21 protein-coding genes, 1 tRNA gene and 1 pseudogene are annotated in these 26340 nt (G+C 70.9%); 15 read left to right on the top strand and 8 right to left on the bottom strand.

What is annotated here, in order from left to right:
* Positions 1-3: 3 nt before the first annotated feature.
* The gene (locus AC1DYK_RS26875; protein ID WP_478169077.1) at positions 4-891 is read right to left on the bottom strand and encodes a helix-turn-helix transcriptional regulator; all 888 of its coding nucleotides are present in this window, start codon (positions 889-891) and stop codon (positions 4-6) included.
* A gap of 96 nt (positions 892-987) precedes the next feature.
* On the opposite strand from AC1DYK_RS26875, the gene AC1DYK_RS26870 reads away from it, so the two are divergent.
* The 5 genes from AC1DYK_RS26870 to recD are packed head-to-tail and all read left to right on the top strand — an operon-like array spanning position 988 to position 14174.
* Positions 988-2139 carry a metallophosphoesterase family protein gene (locus AC1DYK_RS26870; RefSeq protein WP_478169076.1) on the top strand — a complete coding sequence of 384 codons (1152 nt, stop codon included), beginning with the start codon at positions 988-990 and terminating at the stop codon, positions 2137-2139.
* Entirely contained in the window at positions 2136-4796 is a 2661-nt protein-coding gene (locus AC1DYK_RS26865) for an AAA family ATPase (RefSeq protein ID WP_478169075.1), read from the top strand. The genes AC1DYK_RS26870 and AC1DYK_RS26865 overlap by 4 nt, the downstream gene beginning before the upstream one ends.
* A gap of 11 nt (positions 4797-4807) precedes the next feature.
* Complete coding sequence (gene recC, locus AC1DYK_RS26860) at positions 4808-8326, top strand: exodeoxyribonuclease V subunit gamma (protein ID WP_478169074.1); 3519 nt, start codon at positions 4808-4810, stop codon at positions 8324-8326.
* Positions 8323-12054: an exodeoxyribonuclease V subunit beta gene (recB, locus tag AC1DYK_RS26855; RefSeq protein WP_478169073.1), complete on the top strand. Its 3732-nt coding sequence runs from the start codon at positions 8323-8325 to the stop codon at positions 12052-12054. Before recC ends, recB begins: the two co-directional genes overlap by 4 nt.
* Positions 12051-14174, top strand: a complete 2124-nt coding sequence (gene recD, locus AC1DYK_RS26850) for an exodeoxyribonuclease V subunit alpha (protein WP_478169072.1) — start codon at positions 12051-12053, stop codon at positions 14172-14174. The genes recB and recD overlap by 4 nt, the downstream gene beginning before the upstream one ends.
* A gap of 5 nt (positions 14175-14179) precedes the next feature.
* On the opposite strand, the gene AC1DYK_RS26845 is transcribed toward recD, so the two are convergent.
* The 4 genes from AC1DYK_RS26845 to AC1DYK_RS26830 form a co-directional block, all read right to left on the bottom strand.
* The gene (locus AC1DYK_RS26845) at positions 14180-14938 is read right to left on the bottom strand and encodes an SDR family oxidoreductase (protein WP_478169071.1); all 759 of its coding nucleotides are present in this window, start codon (positions 14936-14938) and stop codon (positions 14180-14182) included.
* A gap of 5 nt (positions 14939-14943) precedes the next feature.
* Positions 14944-15423, bottom strand: coding sequence for a carboxymuconolactone decarboxylase family protein (locus tag AC1DYK_RS26840; RefSeq protein ID WP_478169070.1), 480 nt, complete (start codon positions 15421-15423; stop codon positions 14944-14946).
* 126 nt (positions 15424-15549) lie between these two features.
* Positions 15550-16434 (bottom strand): RNA polymerase sigma-70 factor, encoded by an 885-nt coding sequence (locus AC1DYK_RS26835; protein WP_478169069.1) that lies wholly within the window; start codon positions 16432-16434, stop codon positions 15550-15552.
* A gap of 55 nt (positions 16435-16489) precedes the next feature.
* Entirely contained in the window at positions 16490-17407 is a 918-nt protein-coding gene (locus tag AC1DYK_RS26830) for a YicC/YloC family endoribonuclease (RefSeq protein ID WP_478089683.1), read from the bottom strand.
* Positions 17408-17498: 91 nt separating this feature from the next.
* Between AC1DYK_RS26830 and AC1DYK_RS26825 the strand changes: the two genes are divergently transcribed.
* The 7 genes and pseudogenes from AC1DYK_RS26825 (at position 17499) to AC1DYK_RS26795 (ending at position 22781) form a co-directional block, all read left to right on the top strand.
* Entirely contained in the window at positions 17499-18506 is a 1008-nt protein-coding gene (locus AC1DYK_RS26825; protein WP_478089682.1) for a serine/threonine protein kinase, read from the top strand.
* Positions 18503-19408, top strand: coding sequence for a PP2C family protein-serine/threonine phosphatase (locus AC1DYK_RS26820; protein ID WP_478169068.1), 906 nt, complete (start codon positions 18503-18505; stop codon positions 19406-19408). The genes AC1DYK_RS26825 and AC1DYK_RS26820 overlap by 4 nt, the downstream gene beginning before the upstream one ends.
* 28 nt (positions 19409-19436) lie before the next feature.
* Positions 19437-20165 (top strand): ribonuclease PH, encoded by a 729-nt coding sequence (rph, locus tag AC1DYK_RS26815; protein WP_478169067.1) that lies wholly within the window; start codon positions 19437-19439, stop codon positions 20163-20165.
* A 34-nt stretch (positions 20166-20199) separates the two neighbouring features.
* Positions 20200-20683, top strand: a pseudogene (locus AC1DYK_RS26810) (non-canonical purine NTP pyrophosphatase).
* Between the two features lie 77 nt (positions 20684-20760).
* Complete coding sequence (gene hemW / locus AC1DYK_RS26805; protein ID WP_478169099.1) at positions 20761-21945, top strand: radical SAM family heme chaperone HemW; 1185 nt, start codon at positions 20761-20763, stop codon at positions 21943-21945.
* A 16-nt stretch (positions 21946-21961) separates the two neighbouring features.
* A complete protein-coding gene (locus AC1DYK_RS26800) occupies positions 21962-22657 on the top strand; it encodes a TetR/AcrR family transcriptional regulator (RefSeq protein ID WP_478169066.1) in 696 nt (231 codons plus the stop codon).
* Positions 22658-22696: 39 nt separating this feature from the next.
* Positions 22697-22781 (top strand) — tRNA-Ser (locus AC1DYK_RS26795).
* Positions 22782-22837: 56 nt separating this feature from the next.
* On the opposite strand, the gene AC1DYK_RS26790 is transcribed toward AC1DYK_RS26795, so the two are convergent.
* Positions 22838-23047 (bottom strand): hypothetical protein, encoded by a 210-nt coding sequence (locus AC1DYK_RS26790; protein ID WP_478169065.1) that lies wholly within the window; start codon positions 23045-23047, stop codon positions 22838-22840.
* A gap of 115 nt (positions 23048-23162) precedes the next feature.
* Entirely contained in the window at positions 23163-23612 is a 450-nt protein-coding gene (locus tag AC1DYK_RS26785; protein WP_478091943.1) for a hypothetical protein, read from the bottom strand.
* 653 nt (positions 23613-24265) lie between these two features.
* Here AC1DYK_RS26785 and AC1DYK_RS26780 point away from each other — a divergent pair.
* On the top strand, positions 24266-24604 hold the full coding sequence (locus AC1DYK_RS26780) for a hypothetical protein (protein WP_478169064.1): 339 nt from the start codon (positions 24266-24268) through the stop codon (positions 24602-24604).
* A gap of 70 nt (positions 24605-24674) precedes the next feature.
* The gene (locus AC1DYK_RS26775; RefSeq protein ID WP_478169063.1) at positions 24675-25079 is read left to right on the top strand and encodes a DUF3224 domain-containing protein; all 405 of its coding nucleotides are present in this window, start codon (positions 24675-24677) and stop codon (positions 25077-25079) included.
* Here AC1DYK_RS26775 and AC1DYK_RS26770 read toward each other — a convergent pair.
* Positions 25072-25581, bottom strand: a complete 510-nt coding sequence (locus AC1DYK_RS26770) for a winged helix-turn-helix transcriptional regulator (RefSeq protein WP_478169062.1) — start codon at positions 25579-25581, stop codon at positions 25072-25074. The two genes, AC1DYK_RS26775 and AC1DYK_RS26770, sit on opposite strands and share 8 nt — an antisense overlap.
* 98 nt (positions 25582-25679) lie before the next feature.
* On the opposite strand from AC1DYK_RS26770, the gene AC1DYK_RS26765 reads away from it, so the two are divergent.
* A complete protein-coding gene (locus tag AC1DYK_RS26765; protein WP_478169061.1) occupies positions 25680-26339 on the top strand; it encodes a glutathione S-transferase family protein in 660 nt (219 codons plus the stop codon).
* Position 26340 lies beyond the last annotated feature (1 nt).

The raw sequence follows: 26340 nt of genomic DNA, 5'->3' as shown, positions 1-26340 counted from the left end.
TTATCAGCCGGGGCCGGCGCGCCCGGGCGCCTGGTAGCCCGGCGCCAGCAGCGCATTCGCGGCGCCGTACAGCACCAGCGGGTCCGTGAGGCTCAGGGCGTACTCGGGGCCGCGCAGGCTGTGGTCCGGCGAGCAATCGACGTTCCAGCGCCTGAGCATGTAGCCGACGTTGGCGGCCCGCACCTTGAGGCGCAGCACGCCGCCGGGCATGTCGTAGTCGCGCCGGATGACCTCGGGGCGCGGGTGCGAGGGGTGCGGCACCAGTTCGAGCTCGACGATCCGGCTCCACTGGACGTCGTGCTCGGCGGTTTCCTCGCGGCCGACCCCGCTGTCCTCGATCACGACCGGCGACTCGATCCGCGTCAGCACGAAATCCCGGAACTCGGCGGACTTCCGGTCGAAGGCCCTGACGTGCCACCGGACGCCGGAGTCCACCAGCGCGAAAGGCACCAGCTCGCGCTCGCCGGGTTCGCCGGACAGGGAGTGATAGACCAGCCGCAGCGCCTTGCCGCAGTGGATGGCGCGGGTCACGGGCGCCAGCACCGCCATGCGGGGGACGCTGAGCGCGGCCGGGGTCTCGCAGCGCAGCAGCGGCGAGAGCTCTTCCGCGGCGCCCTGGCCGAAGCCCTGCGCCAGCGCGCTGAGCACGCGTTGGGGCGCGTGGTCGAACAGCGGAGTGAACGAGGCGCTCGGCAGGTAGAGCTTGCGGGTGCCGTCGAAATCGAGGTTGCCGGGCGCCGCTTCGCGGTACTGCGCGATGTCCCGGGTCGCGCCGGCCGGACCCATGCCGAACTTGGTGACCAGGTCGGAGCGCCGCAGCTGGCCCAGGAAGTACAGCCGGAAGTCGATGTACGACAGGCGTTCGAGCTGGGCGCGGGGGATCGGCGGCATTGCGCAGATGGTAACCTGATCGTCACCATAAAAGATCAAAAAGATAGTTTTATGTCATCAAAATGATGATGTAATGGCGCAAAGGCACCACGGACCATGACACGCTTCCTTCATACGGCCGACTGGCAGATCGGGCGCCAGTTCGCCACCTTCGATCCCGAGCACGCCCCCATCCTGGCCGAGGCGCGCATCGCCGCGGTCGAGCGCCTGGCCGCGCTCGCCACCGAGCAGCAGGTCGACGCGGTGCTGGTCGCCGGCGACGTGTTCGATGCGCAGACCGTGTCGGAGCGCACCGTGCGCCGCCTGTTCAATGCGCTGGCGGGCTATGCCGGTCCCTGGCTGATGATCCCCGGCAATCATGACGCCGCCCTGGCCGAGAGCGTCTGGACCCGCGCCCAGCGCCTGGGCGCCGTGCCGCCCAACGCCCATCTGCTGCTGACGCCCGAACTTCGGCTCTTCGAAGCGCAGGGCTTCGCGGTGCTGCCGGCGCCGCTGACGCAGCGCCACACCTACAACGACCTGACGGCCTGGTTCGACGCCGCCGAGACGCCCGCCGGCCTGCTGCGCATCGGCATCGCGCACGGGAGCGTGCAGGGCATCCTGGCCGAGGGCATCGATTCGGCGAATCCGCTGGCGCCCGAGCGTGCCGCCAGTGCCCGGCTCGACTACCTGGCGCTGGGCGACTGGCACGGCTGCAAGCGCATCGACGGACGCACCTGGTATGCCGGTACGCCGGAGCCCGATCGCTTCAAGGCCAATGAGGCCGGCCAGGCGCTGCTGGTGGAGATCGCGGCGCCGGGTGCCGAAGCGCGGGTCACGCCGCTCGCGGTGGGTCAATTCCGGTGGCAACTGCTGGGCGCCAACCTGCACGTCGCGAGCGACCTCGATGCGTTGCTGGCGCAGCTGGCCGGGCTCGATGCGCAGGACGTGGTCGATTTGCGCGTCCAGGGCCGGATCGACCTGGCGGGCCGGCAGCGGCTGCAGGCCGCGGTCGGCAGCGCGGAAGCGCGGGCGCGCCATCTGCAGTCCGACCTGTCGGCCCTCCAGCTGGTGCCCACGGACGAGGACATCGCCGGCCTGCAGGCCGACGGCTATCTGGGCGAGGTGATTGCCGAGCTGCGCGAGGCCCAAGGCGGCACCGATCCGCAGGCCCGGGTCGCGCAGGACGCGCTCGCCCTGCTGACCGCCGCGCTGGTCCAGCGCGCGCCGGCCGTGCCGATCATCGCGATGGAGGCAGCGCCGGCATGAACCTGCAGATCACCCGCCTGCGCGTCGAGCAACTGCGGCGATTCCGCAAGCCGCTGGAGCTGCGCGGCTTCGAGCCCGGGCTCAACATCCTCAGCGCGCCCAACGAGGCCGGCAAGAGCACGCTGGTGCGCGCCATCCGCGCCGCCTTCTTCGAGCGCCACCGTTCCACCGCGGTCGACGACCTGCGTCCCTGGGGCGAGGGCAGCGGCGCGGCGCCGCAGGTGGAGCTGGATTTCGTGCTCGACGGCCAGCCGCACCAGCTGGTCAAGAGCTTCCTCGGCAAGAAGCGCTGCACGCTGCGCATCGGCGTGCGCACGCTGGACGGCACCGAGGCGGAAGACCATCTCGCCCAGCGCTTCGGTTTCGCCTTCGCCGGCAAGGGCGCCAGCAAGCCCGAGCACTGGGGCATTCCCGGCCTGCTGTGGGTGGAGCAGGGCACCGGCCAGGAGCTGGACGTGGGGCATGCCCGCGACCATCTGCACGACGCGTTGCAAGGGCAGGTCGGCGCCGCCATCGGGACGCTGGCCGCCACCGGCGGCGATGAGCTGCTGGAGCAGCTGCGCGCCCAGCGCAACGAGCTGCTGACCGGCACCGGCAAGCCGCGTGCCGCCTACCTCGAGGCCGCGGAGTCGATCAGCGCCATGCAGTCGCAAGCGGATGCGCTCGACGCCCAGATCGCCACCTACCGCGAGCAGGTCGACCAGCTCGCCGCGCTGCGCCAGCAGCATCGGTCCGACGAAGCCGCCCAGCCCTGGGAGGCGCTGCGCCAGGATCTGGCGGCCGCCCGCCAGCGCCAGCAGGCCTTGCAGGCGAGCCAGGCGCAACTCCAGGCCGATCGGACCCGGCTGCAGCAACTGGAGGGCACGCGCGGCCTGCTCGCGAAGGAACTCGACGGGCTGGCCCGACAGCAGTCCGACGCCGCCGCCCGCGGGCAGGCGCTGGATCAGGCCGCCCTGCAGCTGCAGGCCGCGGATGCGGTGGTGGCCGCGGCGCGCCAGCACGCCGAAGCCGCCCGCTCGCGCGCCCACGCGGCCCGGGAGGCTTCGCGCATCGCCCGCCAGGAGGGCCAGCGCGACAGCCTGCGGCAGCAGCTGCAGCAGGCCCAGGCCGAGCTCGTCCGCAGCGCCGAAGCGCTGCAGCGCGCCGAAGAGGCCCGGCAACGCCTGGCCGCGTTGCGCGCCGGTGCCGCCGAGGCGCCCCACATCGGCAAGGCCCAGGTGCAGCGGCTGCTCGAACTCGACCGCGCCGAACGCGACGCCGCGCTGCGGCGCCAGGCCGTGGCCACGCGCCTGCAGTTCAACCTGCCCGAGGGCCAGACCCTGGGCCTGCAAACCCACGGCGACCGCCTGGCGCTGCAAGCCCGCGGCGAACGGCTGCTCGATGCGCCGACCACGCTCCGGCTGCCCGGCGGCGGTGAACTGACCATCACGCCGGGCGGCGAAGACCTGGCCCTGCTGGCCCGCGGCCATGCCGAGGCGCAGCAGGAGTTGAAGGCCGCGCTGCTGGCGCTCGGCGTGGCCGACCTCGCGCAAGCGCAGGCGCGGCTGAGCGCGGCCGTCGAACGCGACGCGCAGATGCGGCTGGCCGAGCAGGCCTTCGCCATCGTCGCGCCGAAGGGGTTGGAGCCGCTGCGCAGCGCGCAGGCCGAGGCGCAGTCGCGCATCCGCACGGCGCAGGACGCCCTGGTGCGCTTGCCCGAGGCCCCGGCCGAATCCGTGCTGCCGCCGGACCGGGCCGAGGCCGAGCAGGATGCGGCGGCCGCCACCGAACAGGCCACCGCCACCGCGCTGGCCCAGGCGCAACGCCGGCAGGCCGCCGCGCAGAGCCTCCACGGCACCGCGCAGCACGAGCATGCCGTGGCCCAGGCGGCGCTGGCCGATCCGGCCCGCACCCAGCGCCAGGCCGAGGCGCAGGAGCAACTGCTGGCCACCGGCGCCGAGCACGCCGCGCTGGCCGCGCGGATCGACCAGGCCAGCGCCCAGGTGCGCGAAGCCCGGCCCGACATCGTGGCCCAGGACATCGACCGCCTGCAGCGCAGCATCGAGCAGATGACGCGCAGCCACCAGCAGCGCCGCGAGGACATCCTGCTGCTGGAGAACACCCTGCAGCAGGCCGGTGCGCAAGGCCTCGAGGAGCAGCGCGACGCGCTGGCCGGCCGCCTCGCGCAGGCCCGGCGCCGCCACGCCGAGCTGCAGCGCCGCGCCGAGGCGCTCGACCTGCTCTGCAGCAAACTCGACGCCAAGCGCCAGGCCACGCTGGCCCGTCTGCAGGCGCCCCTGCAGGAGCGCCTGCAGCACTACCTGCCATTGCTGCTGCCGGGCGCCAGCGTGCAGATCGACGCCGGCCTCGCCCCCGGGATGCTGAGCCGCACGCTGGCCGGCGGCGCGACCGAGTCGGGTCAGGTGCAGGACCTGAGCTTCGGCGCCCGCGAGCAGCTCGGCCTGATCAGCCGCTTCGCCTACGCCGACCTGCTGCAGCAGGCCGGCCGGCCCACGCTGCTGATCCTCGACGATGCGCTGGTGCACAGCGACGCCCCGCGCCTGGCGCAGATGAAGCGGGTGCTCTTCGATGCCGCCCAGCGCCACCAGGTGCTGCTGTTCACCTGCCATCCGCAGAATTGGCAGGACATGGGCGTGTCTCTGCGGCCCCTGTCCTGACCCGCCACGCAATGACCGACCCCGTTCTCTCCCCCGGCTTCATGGCCGTGCACAGCAACCACCCGGAGGCGCTGCGCGACCTGATGGTCGCCTGGATGGCCCGCCATCCGCTGGCGCCGCTGGAGGACGAGTGGGTGCTGGTGCAGAGCAACGGCGTGGCGCAGTGGCTCAGGCTCTCGCTGGCGCGCGATGCCGGGCAGGGCGGCGTCGGCATCGCCGCCGCGCTGCAGACCGCGCTGCCGGCCGGCTTCATCTGGCAGGCCTACCGCGCGGTGCTGGGCGCGCAGGCGGTGCCCGCGGCTTCGCCCTTCGACAAGCCCTTGCTGGTCTGGCGGCTGATGCGGCTGTTGCCGGCGCTGCTGGCCGAGGAGGTGTTCGCGCCGCTGCGCCGCTTCCTCGCCGACGATGCCGACCTGCGCAAGCGCCACCAGCTGGCCGAGCGCCTGGCCGACCTGTTCGACCAGTACCAGGTCTACCGGGCCGACTGGCTGGCCGGCTGGGCCGCAGGCCATGACCTGATCGCCACCGGCCGCGCCGGTGCCCAGCCGGTGGCCGACGAACTGAGCTGGCAGCCGCGCCTGTGGCGCGCGCTGCTCGACGACGTCGGCCCGGCCGGCGCGGCCCACAGCCGCGCTTCCGTGCACCAGCGCTTCATGGCCGCGGCTTCGGCCTGGCAGGGCGAGCGCCCGGCCGGCCTGCCGCGGCGGCTGGTGGTGTTCGGCGTCTCCTCGCTGCCGCAGCAGTCGCTCGAGGTGCTGGCCGCGCTGGCGCGCTGGATGCAGGTGCTGATGTGCGTGCACAACCCCTGCGAGCACGACTGGTCCCACATCGTGGCCGACAAGGACCTGCTGCGCGCCGAGCGCCTGCGCCAGCGCCGGCGCCCCGGCGGCGAGGGCGCCATCGCCGAGGAGAGCCTCCACCTGCACGCCCAGCCGCTGCTGGCCGCCTGGGGCAAGCAGGGCCGCGACTTCATCCGCCTGCTCGACGCCCACGATACGCACGAGGCCTACGCCGAGCGCTTCGCGGCCATCGGCGAGCGCATCGACTGCTTCGATCCCAACCCGCGCGACACGCTGCTGCGCCAGCTGCAGGACGACATCCGCGACCTGCGCCCGCTGGCCGAGACCCGCGAGAAATGGCCGGCGCTCGATGCCGGCGCAGACCGCTCGATCCGCTTCCATGCCACGCACGGCCCGCAGCGCGAGGTCGAGGTGCTGCACGACCAGTTGCTGTCCGCCTTCGCGGCCGACGCCACGCTGCGCCCGCGCGACGTGATCGTGATGGTGCCCGACGTCGCGGCCTATGCGCCGCACATCCAGGCGGTGTTCGGCCTGCTCGCGGCGGACGATCCGCGCCATGTGCCCTACACCCTGGCCGACCAGGGCCAGCGCCATCACGATCCGCTGCTGGGCGCGCTCGAAAAGCTGCTGGCCCTGCCGCAGTCGCGCATCGCCGTGAGCGACCTGCTCGACTGGCTCGAAGTGCCGGCGCTGCGCGCGCGCTTCGGCATCGACGAGAACCAGCAGCCGCTGCTGCACCGCTGGATCTCGGCCGCCAACATCCGCTGGGGCCTGCATGCCGAGCAGCGCCGCGGGCTCGACCTGCCTGACGCGCTGGCGCAGAACAGCTGGGACTTCGGCCTACAGCGCATGCTGCTGGGCTACGCCGTGGGCACGGGCGAGGCCTGGGCCGGGGTCGAGCCGCTCGACGAAGTCGGCGGCCTGGACGCCGCGCTGCTGGGCCCCCTGGTGCAGCTGCTGTCCACGCTCGAAACCCACTGGCGCACGCTGGCCACGCCGGCCGCGCCTGCGGTCTGGGGCGAGCGGCTGCGCGCGCTGTTGGCCGACTTCTTCGCCGCCGACGAGGACAGCGACGGCTTCACGCTGCAGCGGCTCGAGACGGCGCTGCAGCAGTGGCTGGACGCCTGCGCCAACGCCGGCCTGGCCGAGGAAGTGCCGCTGTCGGTGGTGCGCGAACACTGGCTGGCGCAGATCGACCAGCCGACCCTGAACCAGCCCTTCTTCGCCGGCGCCGTGACCTTCGCGACCTTGATGCCGATGCGCGCGATTCCGTTCCGCGTGGTGGCGCTGCTCGGCATGAACGACGGCGACTATCCGCGCAGCCGGGTGCCGATGGACTTCGACCTGATGGGCCAGGACTACCGGCCCGGCGACCGCTCGCGGCGCGAGGACGACCGCTACCTGTTCCTCGAGGCGCTGCTGTCGGCGCGCGAGCTGCTGCACATCAGCTGGGTCGGCCGCAGCATCCACGACCATTCGGAGCGCCCGCCCTCGGTGCTGGTCGCCCAGCTGCGCGACCACCTGGCGGCCGGCTGGCGCCTGGCGGGCGACGAGGCGCTGCCGCCGCCGGCAGCGGGCGAGCGCCTGCTGCACGCGCTGACGCTGGAGCACCGGCTGCAGCCCTTCCACCCGGCCTACTTCACGCGGGGCGGCGACGAGCGCCTGTTCAGCCATGCGCGCGAATGGCGTGCCGGGCTGCTGGCGCAGCCGGCGGTCGGCTCGGAGGCCGCCGAGCTGGCGGCCTGGACCTTCGACGGCCCGCTCACGCTGCGGCTGCTGGCCGACTTCCTCAAGGACCCCGTGCGCAGCTTCTTCCGCCAGCGCCTGGGCATCCATTTCGAGGCCGACGATCCGGTCGGCGAGGACGAGGAGCCCTTCGCCCTCGACGCGCTCGAGAACTGGCAATTGCAGAACGAGCTGATCCAGGCGCAGAAGGCGGCGCTCGAGGCCGGCGGCTCGCGCGAGGAGGCGCTGGGCGCGCAGCTCGCCCGCATGGCGCGCCGCGGCGAGCTGCCGGCCGGCCACTTCGCCGACCTGGCGCAGGAGCGGCTGGCCGAGCCGATGGAGAAGATGTTCGACGACTACGCCAAGGCCCTGGCCGAGTGGCCCGAGGCGCTGCCGGATGCGGCGCTGGACGTCCTGCCCGAGGGCCTGGACGAGGCGCTGCGCCTGGCCGACTGGCTCGGCGGCCTGCGGGCGAACGCGAGCGGCGAGCGATGCCGAGTGCTGCTCGACAGCGGCAGCCTGGTCAAGGAAGGCCGCTACCGCCTCGACAAGCTGGTGCCGTTCTGGGTCGCGCACGTGGCCGGGCACCTGGACGGCGGGTCGATCACCAGCCGCATCGTCAGCAAGGCCGGCAGCGTGACGCTGCAGCCGCTGGACCCGGGGCACGCCCTGGCCTGCTGGTCGGTGCTGCTGGATGCCTGGCAGCAAGGCCTCGGCCGGCCCCTGCCGCTGGCGCTGCGCAGTGGGCTGGCCTGGCTGGGCCGGGGCGGCTCGCCAGCCGACCTGGCCGCCGGCGCACCGCGGGAAGCCGCGCGCGCCTGCTACGAGGACAGCGATCCGCAGTACGGCAAGTTCGGCGAGCGCGACGGCAATGCCTATCTGGCACGCGCCTACCCCGACTTCGATGCGCTGTGGGCCGAGGGCGAATTCGCCCGCTGGGGCCTCGCGCTGCTCAAGCCGCTGGGCGATGCCGTGGGCCGGGCCCCCGCCAAGGAAGCCGCATGACGCTGCCGTCCCTGCTCCAGCCCTTGCACTTCCCGCTGCGCGGCAGCCGGCTGATCGAAGCCAGCGCCGGCACCGGCAAGACCTTCACCATCGCCGCGCTGTACCTGCGCCTGGTGCTGGGCCATGGCGGCGAGGCCGCGTTCAGCCGCCCGCTGGCGCCGCCCGAGATCCTGGTCGTCACCTTCACCGATGCCGCGACGAAGGAGCTGCGCGACCGCATCCGCGCCCGCCTGGCCGAAGCGGCCGAAGCCTTCCTCGCCGACCCCGCGGCGGTGCCGGCGAAGCCGCCGGGCCAGGACCTGCTGCACGACCTGCGCGCCGACTATCCGCCGGCCCAATGGCACGCCTGCGCCCGCACGCTGCGCCTGGCGGCCGAGTGGATGGACGAGGCCGCGGTCTCCACCATCCACGGCTGGTGCAACCGCATGCTGCGCGAGCACGCCTTCGACAGCGGCAGCCTGTTCAACCAGACGCTGGAGACCGACCAGCGCGAGCTGCAGGCCGAAGTCATGCGCGACTACTGGCGCAGCTTCTTCACGCCGCTGTCGCCCGCGGACGCGAAGCGGGTGCACGGCTGGTGGGCGACGCCCGGGGCCCTGCTGAAGGCGGTCGAGAGCCTGATGGGCCTGAGCGAGGCGCTGGGCGAGGGCCTGCCGCCCGCCGCCGCGCTGCAGCGGGCACGCGAGCACACCGACCGCGAGCTTGCCGTCCTCAAGGCCCCCTGGGCCGGCGACCAAGGCTGGGCCGTCGAGCTGCTGGCCGGCCTCGAAGTCGCCACCGCCGCCAAGCAGTGCAAGCTGCCCAAGCGCAAGGAGTGGCTGCAGAAGCTGCGCGACTGGGCCGAGGGCGACGGGCGGCTGCCCGGGCTGACCAAGACCGCCTGGGACCGGCTCACGCCCACCGGCCTGGCCGAGGGCTGGAGCGGCGACACCGCGCTGCTCCGTCACCCCGCGCTGCAGGCGCTCGCGACCTTGCAGGAGGCCGCGCGGGCCTTGCCCGACGGCCGCCAGGACCTGCTGCGCCATGCCGCCCGCTGGTCGGCCGAGCGCCTGGCCGGCGAGCAGGCCCGGCGCGCGCAGATGGGTTTCGACGAACTGCTGACCCGGCTCGACGCCGCGCTGCAAGGCCCCAACGGCGAGCGTCTGGCGGCCCTGATCCGGCGCCAGTTCCCGGTCGCGCTGATCGACGAGTTCCAGGACACCGATCCGCTGCAGTACCGCATCTTCGACGCCGTCTACGGCATCGCGGCCAACGCGCAGGACACCGCAGTGGTGCTGATCGGCGACCCCAAGCAGGCGATCTACGCCTTTCGCGGTGCCGACATCCACACCTACCTGGCGGCGCGGCGCGACACCGAGGCGCGCCACGCCACGCTCGGCACCAACTTCCGTTCGACGCCGGCGATGGTCGAGGCGGTCAACCGCGTCTTCTTGCAGGCCGAGGCGCGCGAGGCGGGGCAGGGCGCCTTCCTGTTCCGCGAGCGCGGCGAGAACCCGCTGCCCTTCCTTGTGGTGCAGGCCCGGGGCCGCAGCGAGCGCTGGTGCGTGGCGGGCGAGGAAGCCCCGGCGCTCACCTGCTGGACGCTCGACGGCGATCCGCCGCCCGGCAACGGCGAGGCCCAGCGCCTGCTGGCCGCCGCCTGCGCGACCGAGATCGTGCGCCTGCTCAACGACGGCCAGGCCGGCCGCACCGGCTTCGCGAAAGAGGGCGACGCGCTGCGCCCGGTCCGGCCCGGCGACATCGCGGTGCTGGTCAACAGCGGGCGCGAGGCGGCCGCCGTGCGCCAGGCGCTGTCCCGGCGCGACGTCCGCAGCGTCTATCTCTCGGACAAGGATTCCGTCTTCCAGAGCCCGGTGGCGGCCGAGCTGCAGCGCTGGCTGGCCGCCTGCGCCGAGCCCGACGACGACCGCCCGCTGCGCGCCGCGCTCGGCAGCGCCACGCTGGCCCTGGGCTGGGCCGAGCTCGACCGGCTCAACCACGACGAGCTGCAATGGGAAGCGCGGGTGCTGCAGTTCCGCCGCTATCAGCAGGCCTGGCGCCGCCAGGGCGTGCTGCCGATGCTGCGCCACCTGCTGAACGACTTCGGCGTCCCGCAGCGCCTGCTGGCCGCGGAAGACGAACGCACGCTGACCGACCTGCTGCACCTGGCCGAACTGCTGCAGCAGGCCAGCGCGCAGCTCGACGGCGAACACGCGCTGATCCGCTGGCTGGCCGAGCAGCGCCAGGACGGCGGCAGCGACAACGACGCGCGCAAGCTGCGCCTCGAAAGCGATGCCGACCTGGTCAAGGTGGTCACGGTGCACAAGTCCAAGGGCCTCGAGTACCCGCTGGTCTTCCTGCCCTTCGCCACCGCCTTCCGGGCCGCCAAGGCCGAGGACCTGCCGCTCAAGTGGCACGACGACGCCGGCCGGCTCGTGGTGGCGCTGCAGGCCGACCCCGAGTCGCTGGCCCGCGTCGACCGCGAGCGGCTGGGCGAAGACCTGCGCAAGCTCTACGTGGCGCTGACCCGCGCCCGCTACGCCACCTGGGTCGGCGTGGCGCCGCTGGCCGGCGTGGAGCGCAGCGCGCTGGGCTACCTGCTGGGCGGCGGCGCATCCTTGCCCCCTGCGGCACTGGCGGACGCGCTGGGTGAACTGGCACGGGAGTCCCGGGCGATCTCGGTGCAGGCCGCGCCGGCGGCCGGCGACGAACGCTATCGCCCGGTCGCCGCCGCGCCGCAACTCGCCCCCGAGCCCGCGCTGCCCTCCGGCCCGCGCGAGCGCTGGTGGATCGCCAGCTACTCGGCGCTGAGCCGGGCCGGCGACACGCTGGACGACGAGGCCGCGCTGGCCCAGGGCGAGCCCGCGACGCGGCTGGCCCTGCCGCCGACGCCCGCCAGCGCCGCCGAGGACATCTACGCCGACAGCCGCGCCGATGCGGCGGTGCCGGAAGACGAGTCGACCGCGCCCGAGCCCCGAACCGGCAGCCTGCACGACTTCCCGCGCGGCGCGGGCCCGGGCAGCTTCCTGCACGGCCTGCTCGAGTGGGTGGGCCGCCAGGGCTTCGCGCGCGTGCCGTCCGATCCGGCGGCGCAGGCCGACCTGGCCGACCTGATCGCCCGGCGCTGCAACCTGAGCGGCTGGAGCGCCTGGACCGAGCCGCTGCGCGCCTGGATGCTGGACTGGCTGGCCACGCCGCTGGCATTGGGCGCCCTGGGGGGCGGCGCCGTGGCGCCCTCGGCGCTGGGCCGGGTCCAGATCGAGATGGAGTTCTGGTTCGCGGTGACGCAGGTCGACCTGCGCGCGCTCGACGCCCTGGTCTGCCGCCACACGCTGGGCGGCGCCCCGCGAGCGCCGCTGCTGCCGCAGCAGCTCAACGGCATGCTCAAGGGCTTCATCGACCTGGTGTTCGAGCACGAGGGCCGCTACTACGTGGCCGACTACAAGTCCAACTGGCTCGGCCCGCGCGATGCCGACTACACGGCCGCGGCGCTGCGCGACGCGGTGCTGGCACATCGCTACGAGCTGCAGTACGTGCTCTACGTCTTCGCCCTGCACCGCCTGCTGCGCGCGCGGCTGCCCGACTACGACTACGAGCGCCACGTCGGCGGCGCCGTCTACCTGTTCCTGCGCGGCCATGCGGCGCCGGGCCAGGGGCTGCACTGCGAGCGTCCGCCGCGGGCGCTGATCGAGGCGCTGGATGCGCTCTTCAGCGGCGCGGCGCAGCCTTCGGCGGAACTGCCGGCATGAAAGCACCGACCGTGACCACCGACGTCTTCCTCGGCCCGCTCCCGGCGCGCCACGCGCCCCTGCTCGCCGACCTCGAACGCTGGGTCGCCGAGGGCTGGCTGCGCGCGCTGGACCGCAGCTTCGCCGCCTTCCTGGCGCAGAAGGCGCCCGATGCCGATCCGCTGCTGGTCCTGGGCGCCGCGCTCGCCAGCCACCAGCTGGGCCGCGGCCACGCCTGCCTGGACCTGCAGGCCGCACTGGCCGATGCCGGCCTGGCCCTGTCGATGCCGCCCGAAGGCGCGGCGCGGGCGGCGGTCGAAGGCGCGGCGCCGATCACCGCGCCCTCCGCCCTGCTGGCCGGCGTGAGCCTGGCGCGCTGGACCCAGGCCCTCGCGCATCCCGCGCTGGTGGGCCATGGCCCGGGCGCCACGCCGCTGGTGCGGGTCGGCAGCCGCCTGTACCTGCGCCGCTACTGGCAGTACGAGCAATCGGTGCGCGCAGCCATCGCCGGGCGGGTGGCGACGCCCACCGCGGCGGCCGCGCCCGAGGCTCAAACCACCCTGGCCGCGGCGCTCGATGTGCTGTTCCCGCACCGCGACGGCGCCGCCGTCGACTGGCAGAAGATCGCCTGCGCGCTCGCCGCGCGGCAGGGCTTCGGCATCATCACCGGCGGCCCGGGCACCGGCAAGACCACCACCGTGGTGCGCCTGCTCGCGGTGCTGCAGCACCTGGCGCTGGCGGGCGGCAAGGGCCGCCGCCTGCGCATCCGCCTGGCCGCGCCCACCGGCAAGGCGGCGGCGCGGCTCAACGAATCCATCGCCGGCGCGGTCGCCCGCCTGCCGCTCGAAGGACTCTCGGATCCCGAGGCCGTGCGCGCGGCCATTCCGACCGACGTGACGACGGTGCACCGGCTGCTGGGCAGCCGGCCCGACACGCGCCACTTCCGCCACGACGCGCGCAATCCGCTGGCGCTCGACCTGCTGGTGATCGACGAGGCCTCGATGCTCGACCTCGAGATGATGGCCTCCGTCTTCGCCGCGCTGCCGCCGCACGCGCCGCTGATCCTGCTGGGCGACAAGGACCAGCTCGCCTCGGTCGAGGCCGGCGCGGTGCTGGGCGACCTCTGCCAGCGCGCCGACGCGGGCCACTACCGCATCGACACCGACGCATGGCTGCAGGCCGTCACCGGCGAGCTGCTCGAGCCCGGGCTGTGCGACGCCGACGGCAGCGCGCTCGACCAGGCGGTGGTCAAGCTGCGCGTCAGCCATCGCTTCAGTGCCGCGAGCGGCATCGGCAAGCTGGCCGAGGCGGTCAACGCGGGCGATGGCGGCCAGGTGCGGCGCGTGTTCGAGCGCGGCTACGCCGACCTGTCGCAGCAGCGCAGCCTCGACGACGCGGCGCTGCGCCGGCTGGTGATCGACGGCGCGCCCGAGGGCTTCGCGGGACAGGGCCAGGGGCGGGTCGATGGCGGCAAGGCGGTGCCGCCGCCGGCGGGCTACCGCCACTACCTGGCGCTGATGCGCGCGGGCAAGCCGGGCATCGATGCATCGCAGGCCGGGTTCGACGCCTGGGCGCGCGAGGTGCTCGCGGCCTACGGCCAGTTCCAGCTGCTGTGCGCGCTGCGCAGCGGCCCGCAGGGCGTCGAGGGCCTGAACCTGCGCATCGCGGGCCTGCTGCGCGCCGAGGGCCTGCTCGAGGCCGACCACGGCGGCTGGTACCCGGGCCGCCCGGTGCTGGTCACCCGCAACGACTACGGCCTGGGCCTGATGAACGGCGACGTCGGCGTGACGCTGGCGCTGCCGACCTCGGTGCCCGGCGAACAGCGCCCGCGCTGGACCCTGCGCGTGGCCTTCGCCGCCGGCGACGGCCAGGGCGGCATCCGCTGGGTGCTGCCGAGCCGGCTGCGCGCGGTCGAGACCGTGTTCGCGATGACGGTCCACAAGTCGCAAGGCTCCGAGTTCGCGCACGCCGCGCTGCTGCTGCCCGAGCGCCCGAGCCCGGTGCTGACGCGCGAGCTGGTCTACACCGGCATCACGCGGGCCCGGCACTGGTTCACGCTGGCGGCGGCGCCCGAGGTGATGCAGGGCGCGGTGCGCAAGCGGGTGGAGCGGGTCGGGGGGCTGGGCCTGCGCACTCCGTGAGCGGGCTACTTCGAGGCGGCGGACTTGCCGAACCAGGCTTCGAAGCCCACCGAGCCCAGCCACGGGTTCTTGCCGCCCGGCACCAGCGTGTCGTCTTCCAGCAAGGCGCCGAAGTAGCGCGCCTGTGGATCGGCCACGACCTGGCGCGGGTCCTTCGTCGCGGCCAGGTAGCGCTGCAGCAGCTCGGGCATCCGCACCCGCTCCGGCCCGGCGATCTCGACCACGCCGTTGACCGGTGCGCCCAGTGTGTACTCGGCCATCGCCGCCGCCACGTCGTCCGAGGCGATCGGCTGCACGAAGGCCGGCGACAGCCTCACGGTCTGGCCGTCGCTGCCCGACTGCGCGATGCCGCCGAGGAATTCGAAGAACTGCGTCGAATGGACGATCGTGTAGGGGATCGAGCCCGCGCGGATCAGCTTCTCCTGCGCGATCTTCCCGCGGAAGTAGCCGCTCTCGGCCAGCCGGTCGGTGCCGACCACCGACAGCGCGACATGGTGCCTCACGCCCGCTGTGGCCTCCGCGGCCAGCAGGTTGCGGCCCGCGGTCTCGAAGAATTCCAGCACCGCCTTGTCTTCGAACGAAGGCGAGTTCGCCACGTCGACCACCACCTGGGCGCCCGCCAGCGCCTCGGCCAGGCCTTCGCCCGTGATCGTGTTGACGCCCGAGGCCGGCGAGGCCGCGAGCACCTCGTGGCCGCGCTGGCGAAGGTTGGCGACGAGCTTGCTCCCAATTAGGCCGGAGCCGCCGATGACGACGATTTTCATGGTGTTCACTCCAGTCCTGCCTTGTCGAGGCCATAGGCCTTGTCGGCCGAGCCCGGCACATTCCTGAAGCCGATGCTGAGGCGGTTCCAGGCATTGATCGTCATCACGGTGAAGCTCAGGTCCGACAGTTCCTTCTCCGACAGCTGGGTGCGCACCCGGTCGTAGACCTCGTCGGGCACGCCGTGCTCGGGCAGCCGGGTCAGGATCTCGGTCCAGGCCAGCGCGGCGCGCTCGCGCGGGCTGAACAGGGCCGACTCGCGCCAGATCGGCAGGTGGTAGAGGCGCAGTTCGCGCTCGCCGTGGAGCTTGGCTTCCTTCACGTGCATGTCGAGGCAGAAGCCGCAGCCGTTGATCTGCGAGGCGCGGATGTGCACGAGGTCCTGGATCGTCTGCTCGATGGCGCTGTCTTTCTGCAGCATGCTGAATTCGACGAACTTCTTGTACAGCGCGGGTGATTGCTGCATGGGGTTGATGCGTTGGGTCATGGTCACTTCCTAGAGAGCCCCAGAACGGCTGAGGCATCCGCTTCGCGAAACTTCGCTGCATGGACAGCTTTCTTGCATCCATACCCACAAGACGCGCCAGCTCGCCGGTTTGTGACAGACCCCGCGTCAATGGCCCTGGAAAGACGCCGCCAGCCGCGCCAGTTTCTCGGGATTGCGCTGCACGTGGATGCGCGTGATGCGTTCGCCATCGGTCTCGTAGGATCCTGCGGATTCGAGCACCCCGTCGATGAAGCGCAGCAACGCCCATTCGCCGTTGACCATTGCGAGCTCCACGCGCACGCCGCTGCCGAAGCGCAGGTGGGTGGCATAGAACAGCTGCGCGATGCGCCGGCCGCCCAGCAGCGGCTTGCCGAAGCTCGGCACGATGCCGCCGCCGTCGCCGATCAGCTCGGCGTTTTCGGCCAGCATGCCGTTCATGGCCGCGAAGTCGCCGCGCGACAGCGCTTCGGCGAAGCCGCGCATCAGCTGGCGGTGCGTGTCGGGCGGGACCGCGAAGCGCGGCCGCTCCTGGCGCAGCTGCGTCTTGGCGCGGTGCACGATCTGGCGGCAGGCCGCTTCGCTCTTGCCGATCGCCTGGGCCACCTCGTCGTAGTCGGCGTCGAACACCTCGCGCAGCAGGAAGGCGGCCCGCGCCTCGGGCGCCAGGCGTTCCAGCAGGAACAGGAAGGCCACCGAGACATCGTCGGACAGCTCCTTGGTCTGCTCGGGCGTGCTGGGCGCGTCGGTCAGCACCGGCTCGGGCAGCCAGTAGCCGACGTAATGCTCGCGCTGCACCTTCGCGGCGCGCAGCCGGTCGATCGAGATCCGCGTGGTGATGGTCACCAGCCAGGCCTCGGCGTTGTCGATGCTCGCCTGCTCGGCCTCGTGCCAGCGCAGCCAGGCGTCCTGGACCACGTCCTCGGCTTCGGCCACGGAGCCGAGCATGCGGTAGGCAATGCCCTGCAGGCGGGGGCGGAGGCGGTTGAAGGTGGCGGTGGCGTCAGTCGTCATATGCACTCAGACGTTCGAGGCCTTCGTGTTGTGACAGGAGCCCGACGCGCCCCCCTCACTCGATGTTCTGCACCTGCTCCCGCATCTGCTCCACCAGCACCTTCATGTCCACGCCGATGCGCGTCAGCTCCAGCGTCGCCGACTTCGAGCCCAGGGTGTTGGCCTCGCGGTGCAGCTCCTGGATCAGGAAATCGAGCCGCTTGCCGATCTCGCCGCCCTTCTTGACCAGCCGCTCGATCTCGTCGAGGTGCGAGTCGAGCCGGGTCAGTTCCTCGGCGACGTCGATGCGGATTGCGAACGCCGTGGCTTCCGACAGGGCGCGGTCCTGCGCCGCCTCGGGCGGGGTGGTGCCGCCGCCCAGGCCCATGGCGTCCTGCCAGCGTTCGAGGAAGCGGTTGCGCTGCTGCTCCACCAGCTGGGGCACCAGCGGCAGGGCCTGGGCCGCCAGCTTGCGCAGCTGCGCGAGGTGGTCCAGCAGCATCTTCGCCAGCCGGGCGCCTTCGCGCTCGCGGGCGGCCAGCAGGGATTTCAGGGTCTTTTCGGTGAGCTCGGCCAGCTCGGGCCCCCAGTCGCCGCGCGGCGCCGAATCCCCGGCCGCCAGCCGCAGCACGTCGGCCACGCTGAGGTCGCGGGCGTCCGGCAGCCACGCCTTGATGCTGTCCTGCACGCTGTTGAGCCGCTGCAGCAGCTTGGGCGAGGGGTCGCCGATGCCCGCGGTGGCGGTGGTCTCGATCGCGGCCCGGACCTCGACCTTGCCGCGCTTGAGCTGGCCGGTGAGCAGCTCGCGCAGCGCCGGTTCGTGCTGGCGCAGTTCCTCGGGCAACTTGAAGCTCAGGTCGAGGAATCGGCTGTTGACCGAGCGGATCTCGACCCCGAGACGACCCGCCGTGGAGGGGCGCGCTTCGGCGTCGGAGTGGCTGCCCGTGGGGCCGTTCTGGCCGCTGGCATAGCCGGTCATGCTGTAAACTGGCATCGCGCCTCGCTGTGGTTTGTTTGCTTTTCACCGAGGGCTCGGCACAGCGTTCGCTTGCCGCACCATCGCCTTCGGGCGAAACTCCCTGATTATGTCAAAGGTCAAACCTTCGCCCTTGCTTCCCGATACGGTGATCGGGGGATACCGCGTCGTGCGCCGGCTGTCGGCGGGCGGCTTCGGTGTCGTCTACCTGTCCGTCGACTCGAGCGGCCAGCAGGTCGCCATCAAGGAGTACCTGCCCTCGTCGCTGGCCACCCGCGCCACCGGCGAGCTGGCGCCCCAGGTGCCGCCCGAAAAGCTGTCGCTCTATCGGCTGGGCCTCAAGAGCTTCTTCGAGGAAGGGCGCTCGCTGGCCCAGATCTCGCACGCATCGGTGGTCAGCGTGCTCAATTTCTTCCGCGAAAACGAGACCGTCTACATGGTCATGAACTACCTGGAGGGGGCGACCCTGCAGGATTTCATCGTTACCGCGCGCGACCTCAAGAAACAGAAAGTATTCAGAGAGTCGACCATCCGGTCGCTCTTCGACGAGATCCTGCGCGGCTTGCGCATCGTGCACCAGCACAAGATGCTGCACCTGGACATCAAGCCCGCCAACATCTTCGTCACCGACGACGACCGCGCCGTGATGATCGACTTCGGCGCCGCGCGCGAGGTGCTGTCCAAGGAGGGCAACTTCATCCGCCCGATGTACACCCCCGGCTTCGCGGCTCCCGAGATGTACCGGCGCGATTCGTCGATGGGCCCCTGGACCGACATCTACGCCATCGGCGCCTGCATCTACGCCTGCATGCAGGGTTATCCCCCAAATGACGCGCCGCAGCGCATCGAGAAAGACCGCCTGGGCCTGTCGCTCTCGCGGCTGCGCGGCGTCTACTCCGACAACCTGATCGAGGTGGTCGAGTGGTGCATGTCGCTCGACCCGCTGTCGCGCCCGCAATCGGTGTTCGCGCTGCAGAAGGAGCTCAGCCGCGAAGGCGAGCGCCGCTACACCAAGCTCACGGTCGGCGAGAAAGTCAGGCTTTCCATCGACAACATGCGCTCCTTCGAGAAGAAGGGCCTGCCTAAGGCCGCTGCTCCTACGACCCGCCCAGCATGAAATTCTCCGTATTCCAAGTCAGCCGCAAAGGCGGCCGTCTCAAGAACGAAGACCGCATGGGCTATTGCTACACGCGGGAGTCGGGCCTCTTCGTGCTGGCCGACGGCATGGGCGGGCATCCCGAAGGCGAAGTGGCGGCCCAGCTGGCGCTGCAGACCATCGCGGCGCTCTACCAGCGCGAGGCGCGGCCGGTCGTCAAGGACGTCAAGGCCTTCCTCACCGCCTCGGTGATGGCCGCGCACCAGCAGATCATGCGCTACGCCGGCAACAAGGGCATGCTCGACACGCCGCGCACCACCGTCGTGGCGGCCGTCATCCAGGGCAACACCGCGAGCTGGATCCACTGCGGCGATTCGCGCCTGTACGTGATCCGCGACGGCGAGCTGCTGACCCGCACCCGCGACCACTCGCATGCCGAGCGCCCGCGCGCCAACGCCGGCCCCGAGCCGGTCAACCGCAACCTGCTGCTGACCTGCCTGGGCTCGCCCACCACGCCGCTGTTCGACATCTCGGCCCCGCTGCAGCTGGAGCGCGGCGACCGCGTCATGCTGTGCTCCGACGGCGTCTGGGGCGTGCTCGACGACAGCGTCATCGTGCACATCCTCTCGTCCGGCAAGCCGGTGTCCGACGCCGCGCCCGACCTGGCCGAGATGGCGCTGCGCAACGGCGGCTCCCACAGCGACAACGTGACCCTGATCGCGCTCGAATGGGAAACCGCCGACGAGGCGGGGCAGAAGCGCGGTGTTTCCACCGACAGCATCAGCGACGGCGTGTTCGCCTCCACCATCCAGGCCGGCATGCCGTCCGACAGCGAGCTCGACGACCTCGACGACGATGCCATCGAGCGCTCGATCGCCGAGATCAACGAGGCGATCAAGCGTTCGGCCGCCCGCAAAGCCTGAACCTTCTTACCTCTTCTCCCGGATCACCATGACAGTTTTCGTTCGAAGCGGCGGCCGTGCGGCCGACCAGCTGCGCCCCGTGCGCATCACCCGCGGCTACACCATCCACGCCGAGGGCTCGGTGCTGATCGAGTTCGGCCAGACGCGCGTGCTGTGCACCGCCTCGGTCGAAGAGAAGGTGCCGCCGCACAAGCGCGGCAGCGGCGAAGGCTGGGTCACGGCCGAATACGGCATGCTCCCGCGCGCCACCCACACCCGCAGCGACCGTGAAGCGGCCCGGGGCAAGCAGAGCGGCCGCACGCAGGAGATCCAGCGCCTCATCGGCCGCTCGATGCGCGCGGTGTTCAACCTGGCGGCGCTCGGCGAGCGCACCATCCACCTCGACTGCGACGTGCTGCAGGCCGACGGCGGCACCCGCACCGCGGCCATCACGGGCGCCTTCGTGGCCGCGCAGGACGCGGTCAACAAGCTGCTGGCCGCCGGCAAGATCCAGGCGACGCCGATCCTCGGCCACGTGGCGGCCATCTCGGTCGGCATCGTGCAGGGCACGCCGCTGCTCGACCTCGAATACACCGAAGACTCGGCCTGCGACACCGACATGAACGTCGTCATGACCGGCGCCGGCCATTTCGTCGAAGTGCAGGGCACGGCCGAAGGCGCCGCCTTCTCTCGCGAGGAGATGAACGCGCTGCTGGCCCTGGCCGAGAAGGGCATCGTCGAGCTGACCGTGCTGCAGACGCAGGCGCTCGCCAGTTGAAGCAAACGACCCCGCGCACCTGCGCCCCGTGGCAATGAAACTGGTCCTGGCTTCCAACAACGCCGGCAAGCTCGCCGAGCTGCAGGCCCTGTTCGCGCCGCTCGGCGTCGAGCTGGTGCGGCAGTCCGAACTCGGCGTCGGCGAGGCCGACGAACCCTTTCGCACCTTCGTCGAGAACGCGCTCGCCAAGGCCCGCCATGCCGCGGCCGCCACCGGCCTGCCGGCCATCGCCGACGATGCGGGCCTGTGCGTCGACGCCTTCGGTGGCCTGCCGGGCGTCGGCGCTGCGCAGCGCCGACGACCCCGAGCCGCTGATCGCGGTCGGCCGCGCCCCCGGCGAGATCACCCGCGAGCCCGTGGGCGACAACGGTTTCGGCTTCGACCCCGTGATGTTCCTGCCGCAGTTCGGCAAGACCTTCGCCCAGCTGCCGACCGACGTGAAGAACGCCAACAGCCATCGCGGCCAGGCGGCGCGCGCCATGCTGGCCCTGATGCGCGAGCGCTGGTTGCAGCCGTGACCGCCGTCATCCCGATCGCCACCGGCGCCGAGCAGGCGGCCGATGGCGCGGCCGGCGCCAACGACGTGCTGCACCTGATGCGGCCGGGCCCGCTGCAGCTCGCGGCACTGCCGCCGCTGTCGCTCTACGTGCACCTGCCGTGGTGCCTGCGCAAGTGCCCGTACTGCGACTTCAACTCGCACGAATGGCGCGGCGGCGGCGACGCCACCGACCAGGCCCTGCCCGAGCAGCGCTACCTCGACGCCCTGGTGGCCGACCTCGACGCCGCGCTGCCGCTGGTGTGGGGCCGCACCGTGCACACCATCTTCATCGGCGGCGGCACGCCCAGCCTGTTCTCGCCGGCGTCCATCGACCGCCTGATCGGCGACCTGCGCGCGCGGCTCAAGCTCACGCCCGACTGCGAGATCACGCTGGAGGCCAACCCCGGCACCTTCGAGCGCGACCGCTTCCGCGCCTACCGGGCGGCCGGCGTCACGCGGCTGTCGGTCGGCGTGCAGAGCTTCAACGACGAGCATCTGAAGGCGCTCGGCCGCGTGCACGACCGCGCCCAGGCGATCGCCGCGGTGGAGGAGGCCGCGGCCTCCTTCGACACCTTCAATCTCGACCTCATGTATGCGCTGCCGGGCCAGACCCTGGAAGGCCTCGACGCCGACCTCGACCAGGCGCTGGCGCTGCAGCCGCCGCACCTGTCGGTCTATCACCTGACCATCGAGCCCAACACCTACTTCGCCAAGTTTCCGCCCGTCATTCCCGAGGACGACGCGGCCTACGAGATGCTCGACCGCATCACGGAGCGCACGGCCTCCAGCGGCCTCCAGCGCTACGAGATCTCGGCCTATGCGCGCGCCGGCCACGTCTGTGCGCACAACCTGAACTACTGGCAGTTCGGCGACTACCTGGGCATCGGCGCCGGCGCCCACAGCAAGCTGAGCTTCGCGCACCGGGTGGTGCGGCAGGTGCGCTTTCGCGAGCCGCGGCTGTACATGGACAACGCGCTCGCCGGCCGTGCCGTCGCCCAGAGCGACGACGTCGGCATCGGCGCGCTGCCCTTCGAATTCATGCTCAATGCCTTGCGGCTGAAAGACGGCTTCACGCTGGCGCAGTTCGGCGAGCGCACCGGCCTGGCCATTACCTCCATCCAGCGCGGTCTTGAAGAGGCCGAGCGCAAAGGTTTGATACAAAGAGACTTGGCGCGCGTCTGGCCGACCACGCGTGGCTTCGACTTCTTGAGCGATCTGCAGTCCATCTTCCTGCCGGACTGACGACGAGCAACAGCCCATGGACAAGAACGACACCGACCTCTCAGAGACAACAGAGACAACCAAGCGCCGCTCGCGCGGCCGGCCCAGCCCCGAGCAGGCGGCTGCGCTGCGCGAAGCCTTCCTGGCGGCGGCGCTGGAATCCTTCCTGGAGAAGGGCTACTCGGCCACCAGCATCGAGGCCATCGCGCGCGAGGCCGGCGTGGCCAAGATCACGATCTACCGCCAGTTCGACAACAAGGAGGCGCTGTTCCGCGAAGTGGCGCACCGTGCGGTCAGCAATGCGCGCGAGACCATGCAGAACGCCCTGGTGCACCCCGGCAGCGACGACCGCCAGACGCTGATCGACCTGGTCGAGCGGCTGTACCTGAGCGCCACCGAGCCCAAGACCCTGGCCCTGATGCGGCTGGTGATCGCCGAGGCGATGCGCTTCCCCGAGCTGGCGAAGTCGCTCTACGTGGAGAACAGCTACGTGATCGCGCCGGTGGTCGAGTACCTGGCCGAGGCGCACCGCGCGGGCCGGCTGCGCGTGCCGTCGCCCGAACTGGCCGCGGTGCAGCTGTCGAACCTGGCTTTCGGCGGGGTGCGCTTCTTCATCTCGAAACCCCTGGCGGGGCCGGAGGAGCGCCGGGTGTGGGCCGAAGGCATCGCGGACCTGGTGCTACGGGGATGGGCGCCGGCTTCCGCGGCCGGGGCCGCCCACGGCTCAGACTAAAATTGCGACCCTGCCTTCCCGCGCGACGAAGGCAGTCCAGGAGAGTTGGGTGAGTGGTTTAAACCAGCAGTCTTGAAAACTGCCGACGGGCAACCGTCCGTGAGTTCGAATCTCACACTCTCCGCCGGGACATCGTCTTGCGTTGCCCGCAATCCACCAATAAAGGCAAGTCAAGGGGGTTCACCAGATTCGCCAGAACGGACGGCGGCGCGACGGCGCCGATTCGAGTGGGGCGCTCATCGTGGTGGCAAGACCGAAGCGTCGGCGCACCTCGACCTCGTGAAGCCGGGCACGCTTTCCCGACTCGGAATGACCGCGCAAAGCCAGCAGGCGCAGCTGATGGGCTCGGTTGAGCAGCTCTTCATCTTCGAGATTTCCTGGCTCCGTCATGGTCATTCCTCCTGCTCGGTGATAGTGGGGCTCCTGCGGGCGTCATGCGATCCGGCGTTCCGCGTCTGGCAGAACCAAGTCGACGAGCGCCTGTGAGCCATGGCGCGCCACTTTCTTACTTGCCCATCCCGAATCGCTGAAAGAGTGCCGTCTTCAGCCGCTTGATCTCCACCATCGCATCCGATTTGGGGGCCTGCTGCCCCGACAAGACTGCGGCGGCTTCAGCTGCGGCGTCCCTGGCAACGCGGGCATCCAGCGAGCATCGAACCAGTTGGCGCTTCCGATCCCTTGGGTCCACAGTCGCAAAATCCTTCATGAGCGCTTCTGCAACATCCAGCGCTGCAACCGCCGCAGACAGTGTCAGATGGATGCCAGCGCGCACGCGATTGCCGTAGTCGGTCTCTTCCTTCACGTTCGACTCTTTCTCCTGCTCGTCGGGAGAAAGCACGCCGATGTTGGTGGGAGCGAAGTACGGAACAGCCTGGACGCCATGCTCGCGCGCCGAGATGACCTGCTGTAGCGCGACTCTGACCCTCACAACTGTCTCGAGGTCTGGGGTTTGCATGGCCGTTCTCACCTTCCTTCTCATTCACCCTCTAGGGCAGGATCTGAAAGTACGAGCGCCGTGCGGTATGCGGCGCGCCCCGCGGTCTTGGCATCTGCAGCCAGCTTCTCCCATTGGTTCGCGCGCGAGGCGGTTTCTTCAACGGGCATCGCGCGATCGTTGGCGGCTGCGGGGATGCGGGACCTTTGGCCGAATGTAGCCGGGACGGAGGCGCTACCCGGAGACAGCCGAAGGAAAACCGGAGGGTCGTGGCTTAGTTCCGCTTTTGAGCCGGGTCACGGCGCCCCTCGGCGGCGCAAGCCCAAAGTGCCCGGGTGCTGAGGGCAAAGTCCGGGCGCTGCTCCGGCATGCTTGGCGAAAGGAAAGTGGCGACGGCCGCCGGCATCGAGGAACCGCCCTCCATGGGCGGGTGCCGAAGCGTCCTCTACCAGCGCCAGCGGACCATCTGCCCTCAGGCTACACCCTGACTGTGATGGTTGCGTGACGCTCGCGTGCGCCACTGCGCTGACCGCGGTCTTTTTTCACGCCCGCTCGATCTTGCGCCAAGGCGATCCGCTCCTGCCGCATGCGCTCGCCGAGATACCGCCGAGGGTTCGATCTCGCGTGTTTCCGAACATTGCCCTACGATGCGCCCAAGCAACGAGGAGTAGACGATGCGCATGATCGTTTGTTCATTGGCCGTGATCGCGCTGCTTGCAGGCTGCGCAGCACCGAACACGCCGGAGGCCGACTACGGCCCGCAAGCCATGGCCGGCGCCGCGCCCGGGCAAGCGCCCACGCAAGCTGCCCCGGTTCCGTACAGGCCTGCATCCAGGCCCACCGGCCGGGACACCTACAACGCCGAGAAGCTTGCCAAGAACCGGGCCTGCGCCGCCCAGCCCCTGGCAAGCCTCACTGCCAAGGGCCCCGGCTTCGAGACCTACAGCGTGCCCTGCAGCGACGGCCGCGCGATCGCGATCCGGTGCGAGTTCGGCAACTGCAGGGTGCTCTAATCGTTTCTTGCGAACCTGAAGCGGCGGCCTGCGTGCCCAACCGGGTGAATCGTGCGCTCAAGAAATCTCCATGACCCAAATCGCCAAAGGCACGTTCGTCGTCTCACTCCAATCCATGCCGTTCGAAGGCGAGGACGCCGAGCCGAAGCTGCTGGGCCGCATGTCCATCAACAAGCGGATCTCCGGTGATCTTGAAGCCACTACCCAGGGACAGATGCTGAGCGCAGGGACGAGCATCAAGGGTTCGGCTGGCTACGTGGCCATCGAGAGGGTCACCGGCGTTCTGGCGGGACAACGCGGCTCGTTCGTGCTGCAGCACACGGGCATCATGAGCCGCGGCGTACCCTCCCTGTCCGTGACCGTCGTTCCCGACTCTGGAACGCAAGCGCTGACCGGTATCGAGGGCGAGTTCAAGATCGTGATCGCAGAGGGCACGCACTGCTACGAGTTTGCTTATCGCCTACCCGTCAATTGAGTCCGACGATCGGAGCAGGGCGCGCGAGTGCCTTCTCGTAGGCGGCCTGCAATTCGCTGAACACCGAGCGCGCCGGACGCGGTGCGCCGAGGTGCAGGTGGCGCAGCTCGTCCATGAAGGCATTCCAAAGAGGAGCGCCGCCCTTTTCCAGCAGCTCCGCGCGCACCGACAATTCCTTGCTCGGGTGCGTATGTCGGCGGCCCCATGCGCCCATGTGCGCGAGCAGGGGCAGGAGCTGAATGGACGATTCCGTGAGGCTGTAGATCCCTTTCTGCCGGTGGTTCGGATCGGGGCGTCGCGTCAGCAGGCCGGAGTCGGTCAGGCGCTTGAGCCGGTCTGCGAGGATGTTCGAGGCGATGCCTTCCTCGCTCTGCGTGAGCAGATCGCCATAGCTGCGCCTGTTGCCGAACATGAGGTCGCGGATGACGATCAGGCTCCAGCGGTCGCCGAGCTGTTCGAGCGTCAGGTTGATCGGGCAGCCTGATCGTCCTGTTTGCGTCACGGCGACTCTCCTTGGATTAGTACTTGCATTATGCAAGCGGCATGCGTAGGATTCGACCACTTGCACAATACAAGTGGTATGAACAAGGAGATTCCACCATGTCGCTCGCGCTCTACGGCCATCCCTTCTCCTCGTACACGCAGAAAGTGCTCATCGCGCTGTATGAGAACGGCACGCCCTTCGAATTCCGCTGCCTCGGGCCGGATACGCCGGAGCATGCGGCCGAGTGGCTGCGCCGTTGGCCGCTGCGCAAGTTCCCGCTGCTGGTGGACGAAGATCGCAGCGTCGTCGAGACCAGCATCATCATCGAGTACCTGCAGCTCGCGCACCCCGGGCCGGTGCGCCTGCTGCCTGCGGATCCGATGGCCGCGCTGGACGTGCGCTTTCTCGACCGCTTTTTAGACCTGCACGTCATGAACGTGGTGCAGCACGCGGTCGGCGGTGCGCTGACGGGCGACCCGGTGAAGCGCCAGGAAGGATTGGCGTTTGCCGCGGAAAAGCTGGAACTCGCCTACGCCTGGCTCGAAGGGCAGCTGGTCGGCAGGACCTGGGCCGCTGGCGCGGACTTCACGCTGGCGGACTGCGCGGCCGCGCCCTCGCTGTTCTACGCCGACTGGACGCACCGGATTTCCGCAGCGTATCCAGTGCTGCGCGCCTACCGCGCGCGCTTGCTGGACCGTCCGTCCTTCGCCCGGGCGGTGGAGGAGGCACGGCCACTGCGGCCGCTCTTCCCCCTGGGAGCGCCGGACCGGGATTGAG

The sequence above is a fragment of the Variovorax sp. P2_H12 genome, assembly GCF_056403395.1.
This window is presented reverse-complemented; position numbering and strand designations above follow the sequence as displayed.

Coding starts and splice junctions, on each gene's coding strand:
- AC1DYK_RS26780 (WP_478169064.1), top strand. CDS start 24,266: ATGCGCATGATCGTTTGTTCATTGGCCGTGATCGCGCTGCTTGCAGGC.
- AC1DYK_RS26775 (WP_478169063.1), top strand. CDS start 24,675: ATGACCCAAATCGCCAAAGGCACGTTCGTCGTCTCACTCCAATCCATG.
- AC1DYK_RS26785 (WP_478091943.1), bottom strand. CDS start 23,612: ATGCAAACCCCAGACCTCGAGACAGTTGTGAGGGTCAGAGTCGCGCTA.
- AC1DYK_RS26825 (WP_478089682.1), top strand. CDS start 17,499: ATGTCAAAGGTCAAACCTTCGCCCTTGCTTCCCGATACGGTGATCGGG.
- AC1DYK_RS26865 (WP_478169075.1), top strand. CDS start 2,136: ATGAACCTGCAGATCACCCGCCTGCGCGTCGAGCAACTGCGGCGATTC.
- AC1DYK_RS26820 (WP_478169068.1), top strand. CDS start 18,503: ATGAAATTCTCCGTATTCCAAGTCAGCCGCAAAGGCGGCCGTCTCAAG.
- AC1DYK_RS26835 (WP_478169069.1), bottom strand. CDS start 16,434: ATGACGACTGACGCCACCGCCACCTTCAACCGCCTCCGCCCCCGCCTG.
- AC1DYK_RS26870 (WP_478169076.1), top strand. CDS start 988: ATGACACGCTTCCTTCATACGGCCGACTGGCAGATCGGGCGCCAGTTC.
- recC (WP_478169074.1), top strand. CDS start 4,808: ATGACCGACCCCGTTCTCTCCCCCGGCTTCATGGCCGTGCACAGCAAC.
- recD (WP_478169072.1), top strand. CDS start 12,051: ATGAAAGCACCGACCGTGACCACCGACGTCTTCCTCGGCCCGCTCCCG.
- rph (WP_478169067.1), top strand. CDS start 19,437: ATGACAGTTTTCGTTCGAAGCGGCGGCCGTGCGGCCGACCAGCTGCGC.
- AC1DYK_RS26830 (WP_478089683.1), bottom strand. CDS start 17,407: ATGCCAGTTTACAGCATGACCGGCTATGCCAGCGGCCAGAACGGCCCC.
- recB (WP_478169073.1), top strand. CDS start 8,323: ATGACGCTGCCGTCCCTGCTCCAGCCCTTGCACTTCCCGCTGCGCGGC.
- AC1DYK_RS26845 (WP_478169071.1), bottom strand. CDS start 14,938: ATGAAAATCGTCGTCATCGGCGGCTCCGGCCTAATTGGGAGCAAGCTC.
- AC1DYK_RS26790 (WP_478169065.1), bottom strand. CDS start 23,047: ATGACGGAGCCAGGAAATCTCGAAGATGAAGAGCTGCTCAACCGAGCC.
- AC1DYK_RS26840 (WP_478169070.1), bottom strand. CDS start 15,423: ATGACCCAACGCATCAACCCCATGCAGCAATCACCCGCGCTGTACAAG.
- AC1DYK_RS26800 (WP_478169066.1), top strand. CDS start 21,962: ATGGACAAGAACGACACCGACCTCTCAGAGACAACAGAGACAACCAAG.
- AC1DYK_RS26765 (WP_478169061.1), top strand. CDS start 25,680: ATGTCGCTCGCGCTCTACGGCCATCCCTTCTCCTCGTACACGCAGAAA.
- hemW (WP_478169099.1), top strand. CDS start 20,761: ATGCGGCCGGGCCCGCTGCAGCTCGCGGCACTGCCGCCGCTGTCGCTC.
- AC1DYK_RS26875 (WP_478169077.1), bottom strand. CDS start 891: ATGCCGCCGATCCCCCGCGCCCAGCTCGAACGCCTGTCGTACATCGAC.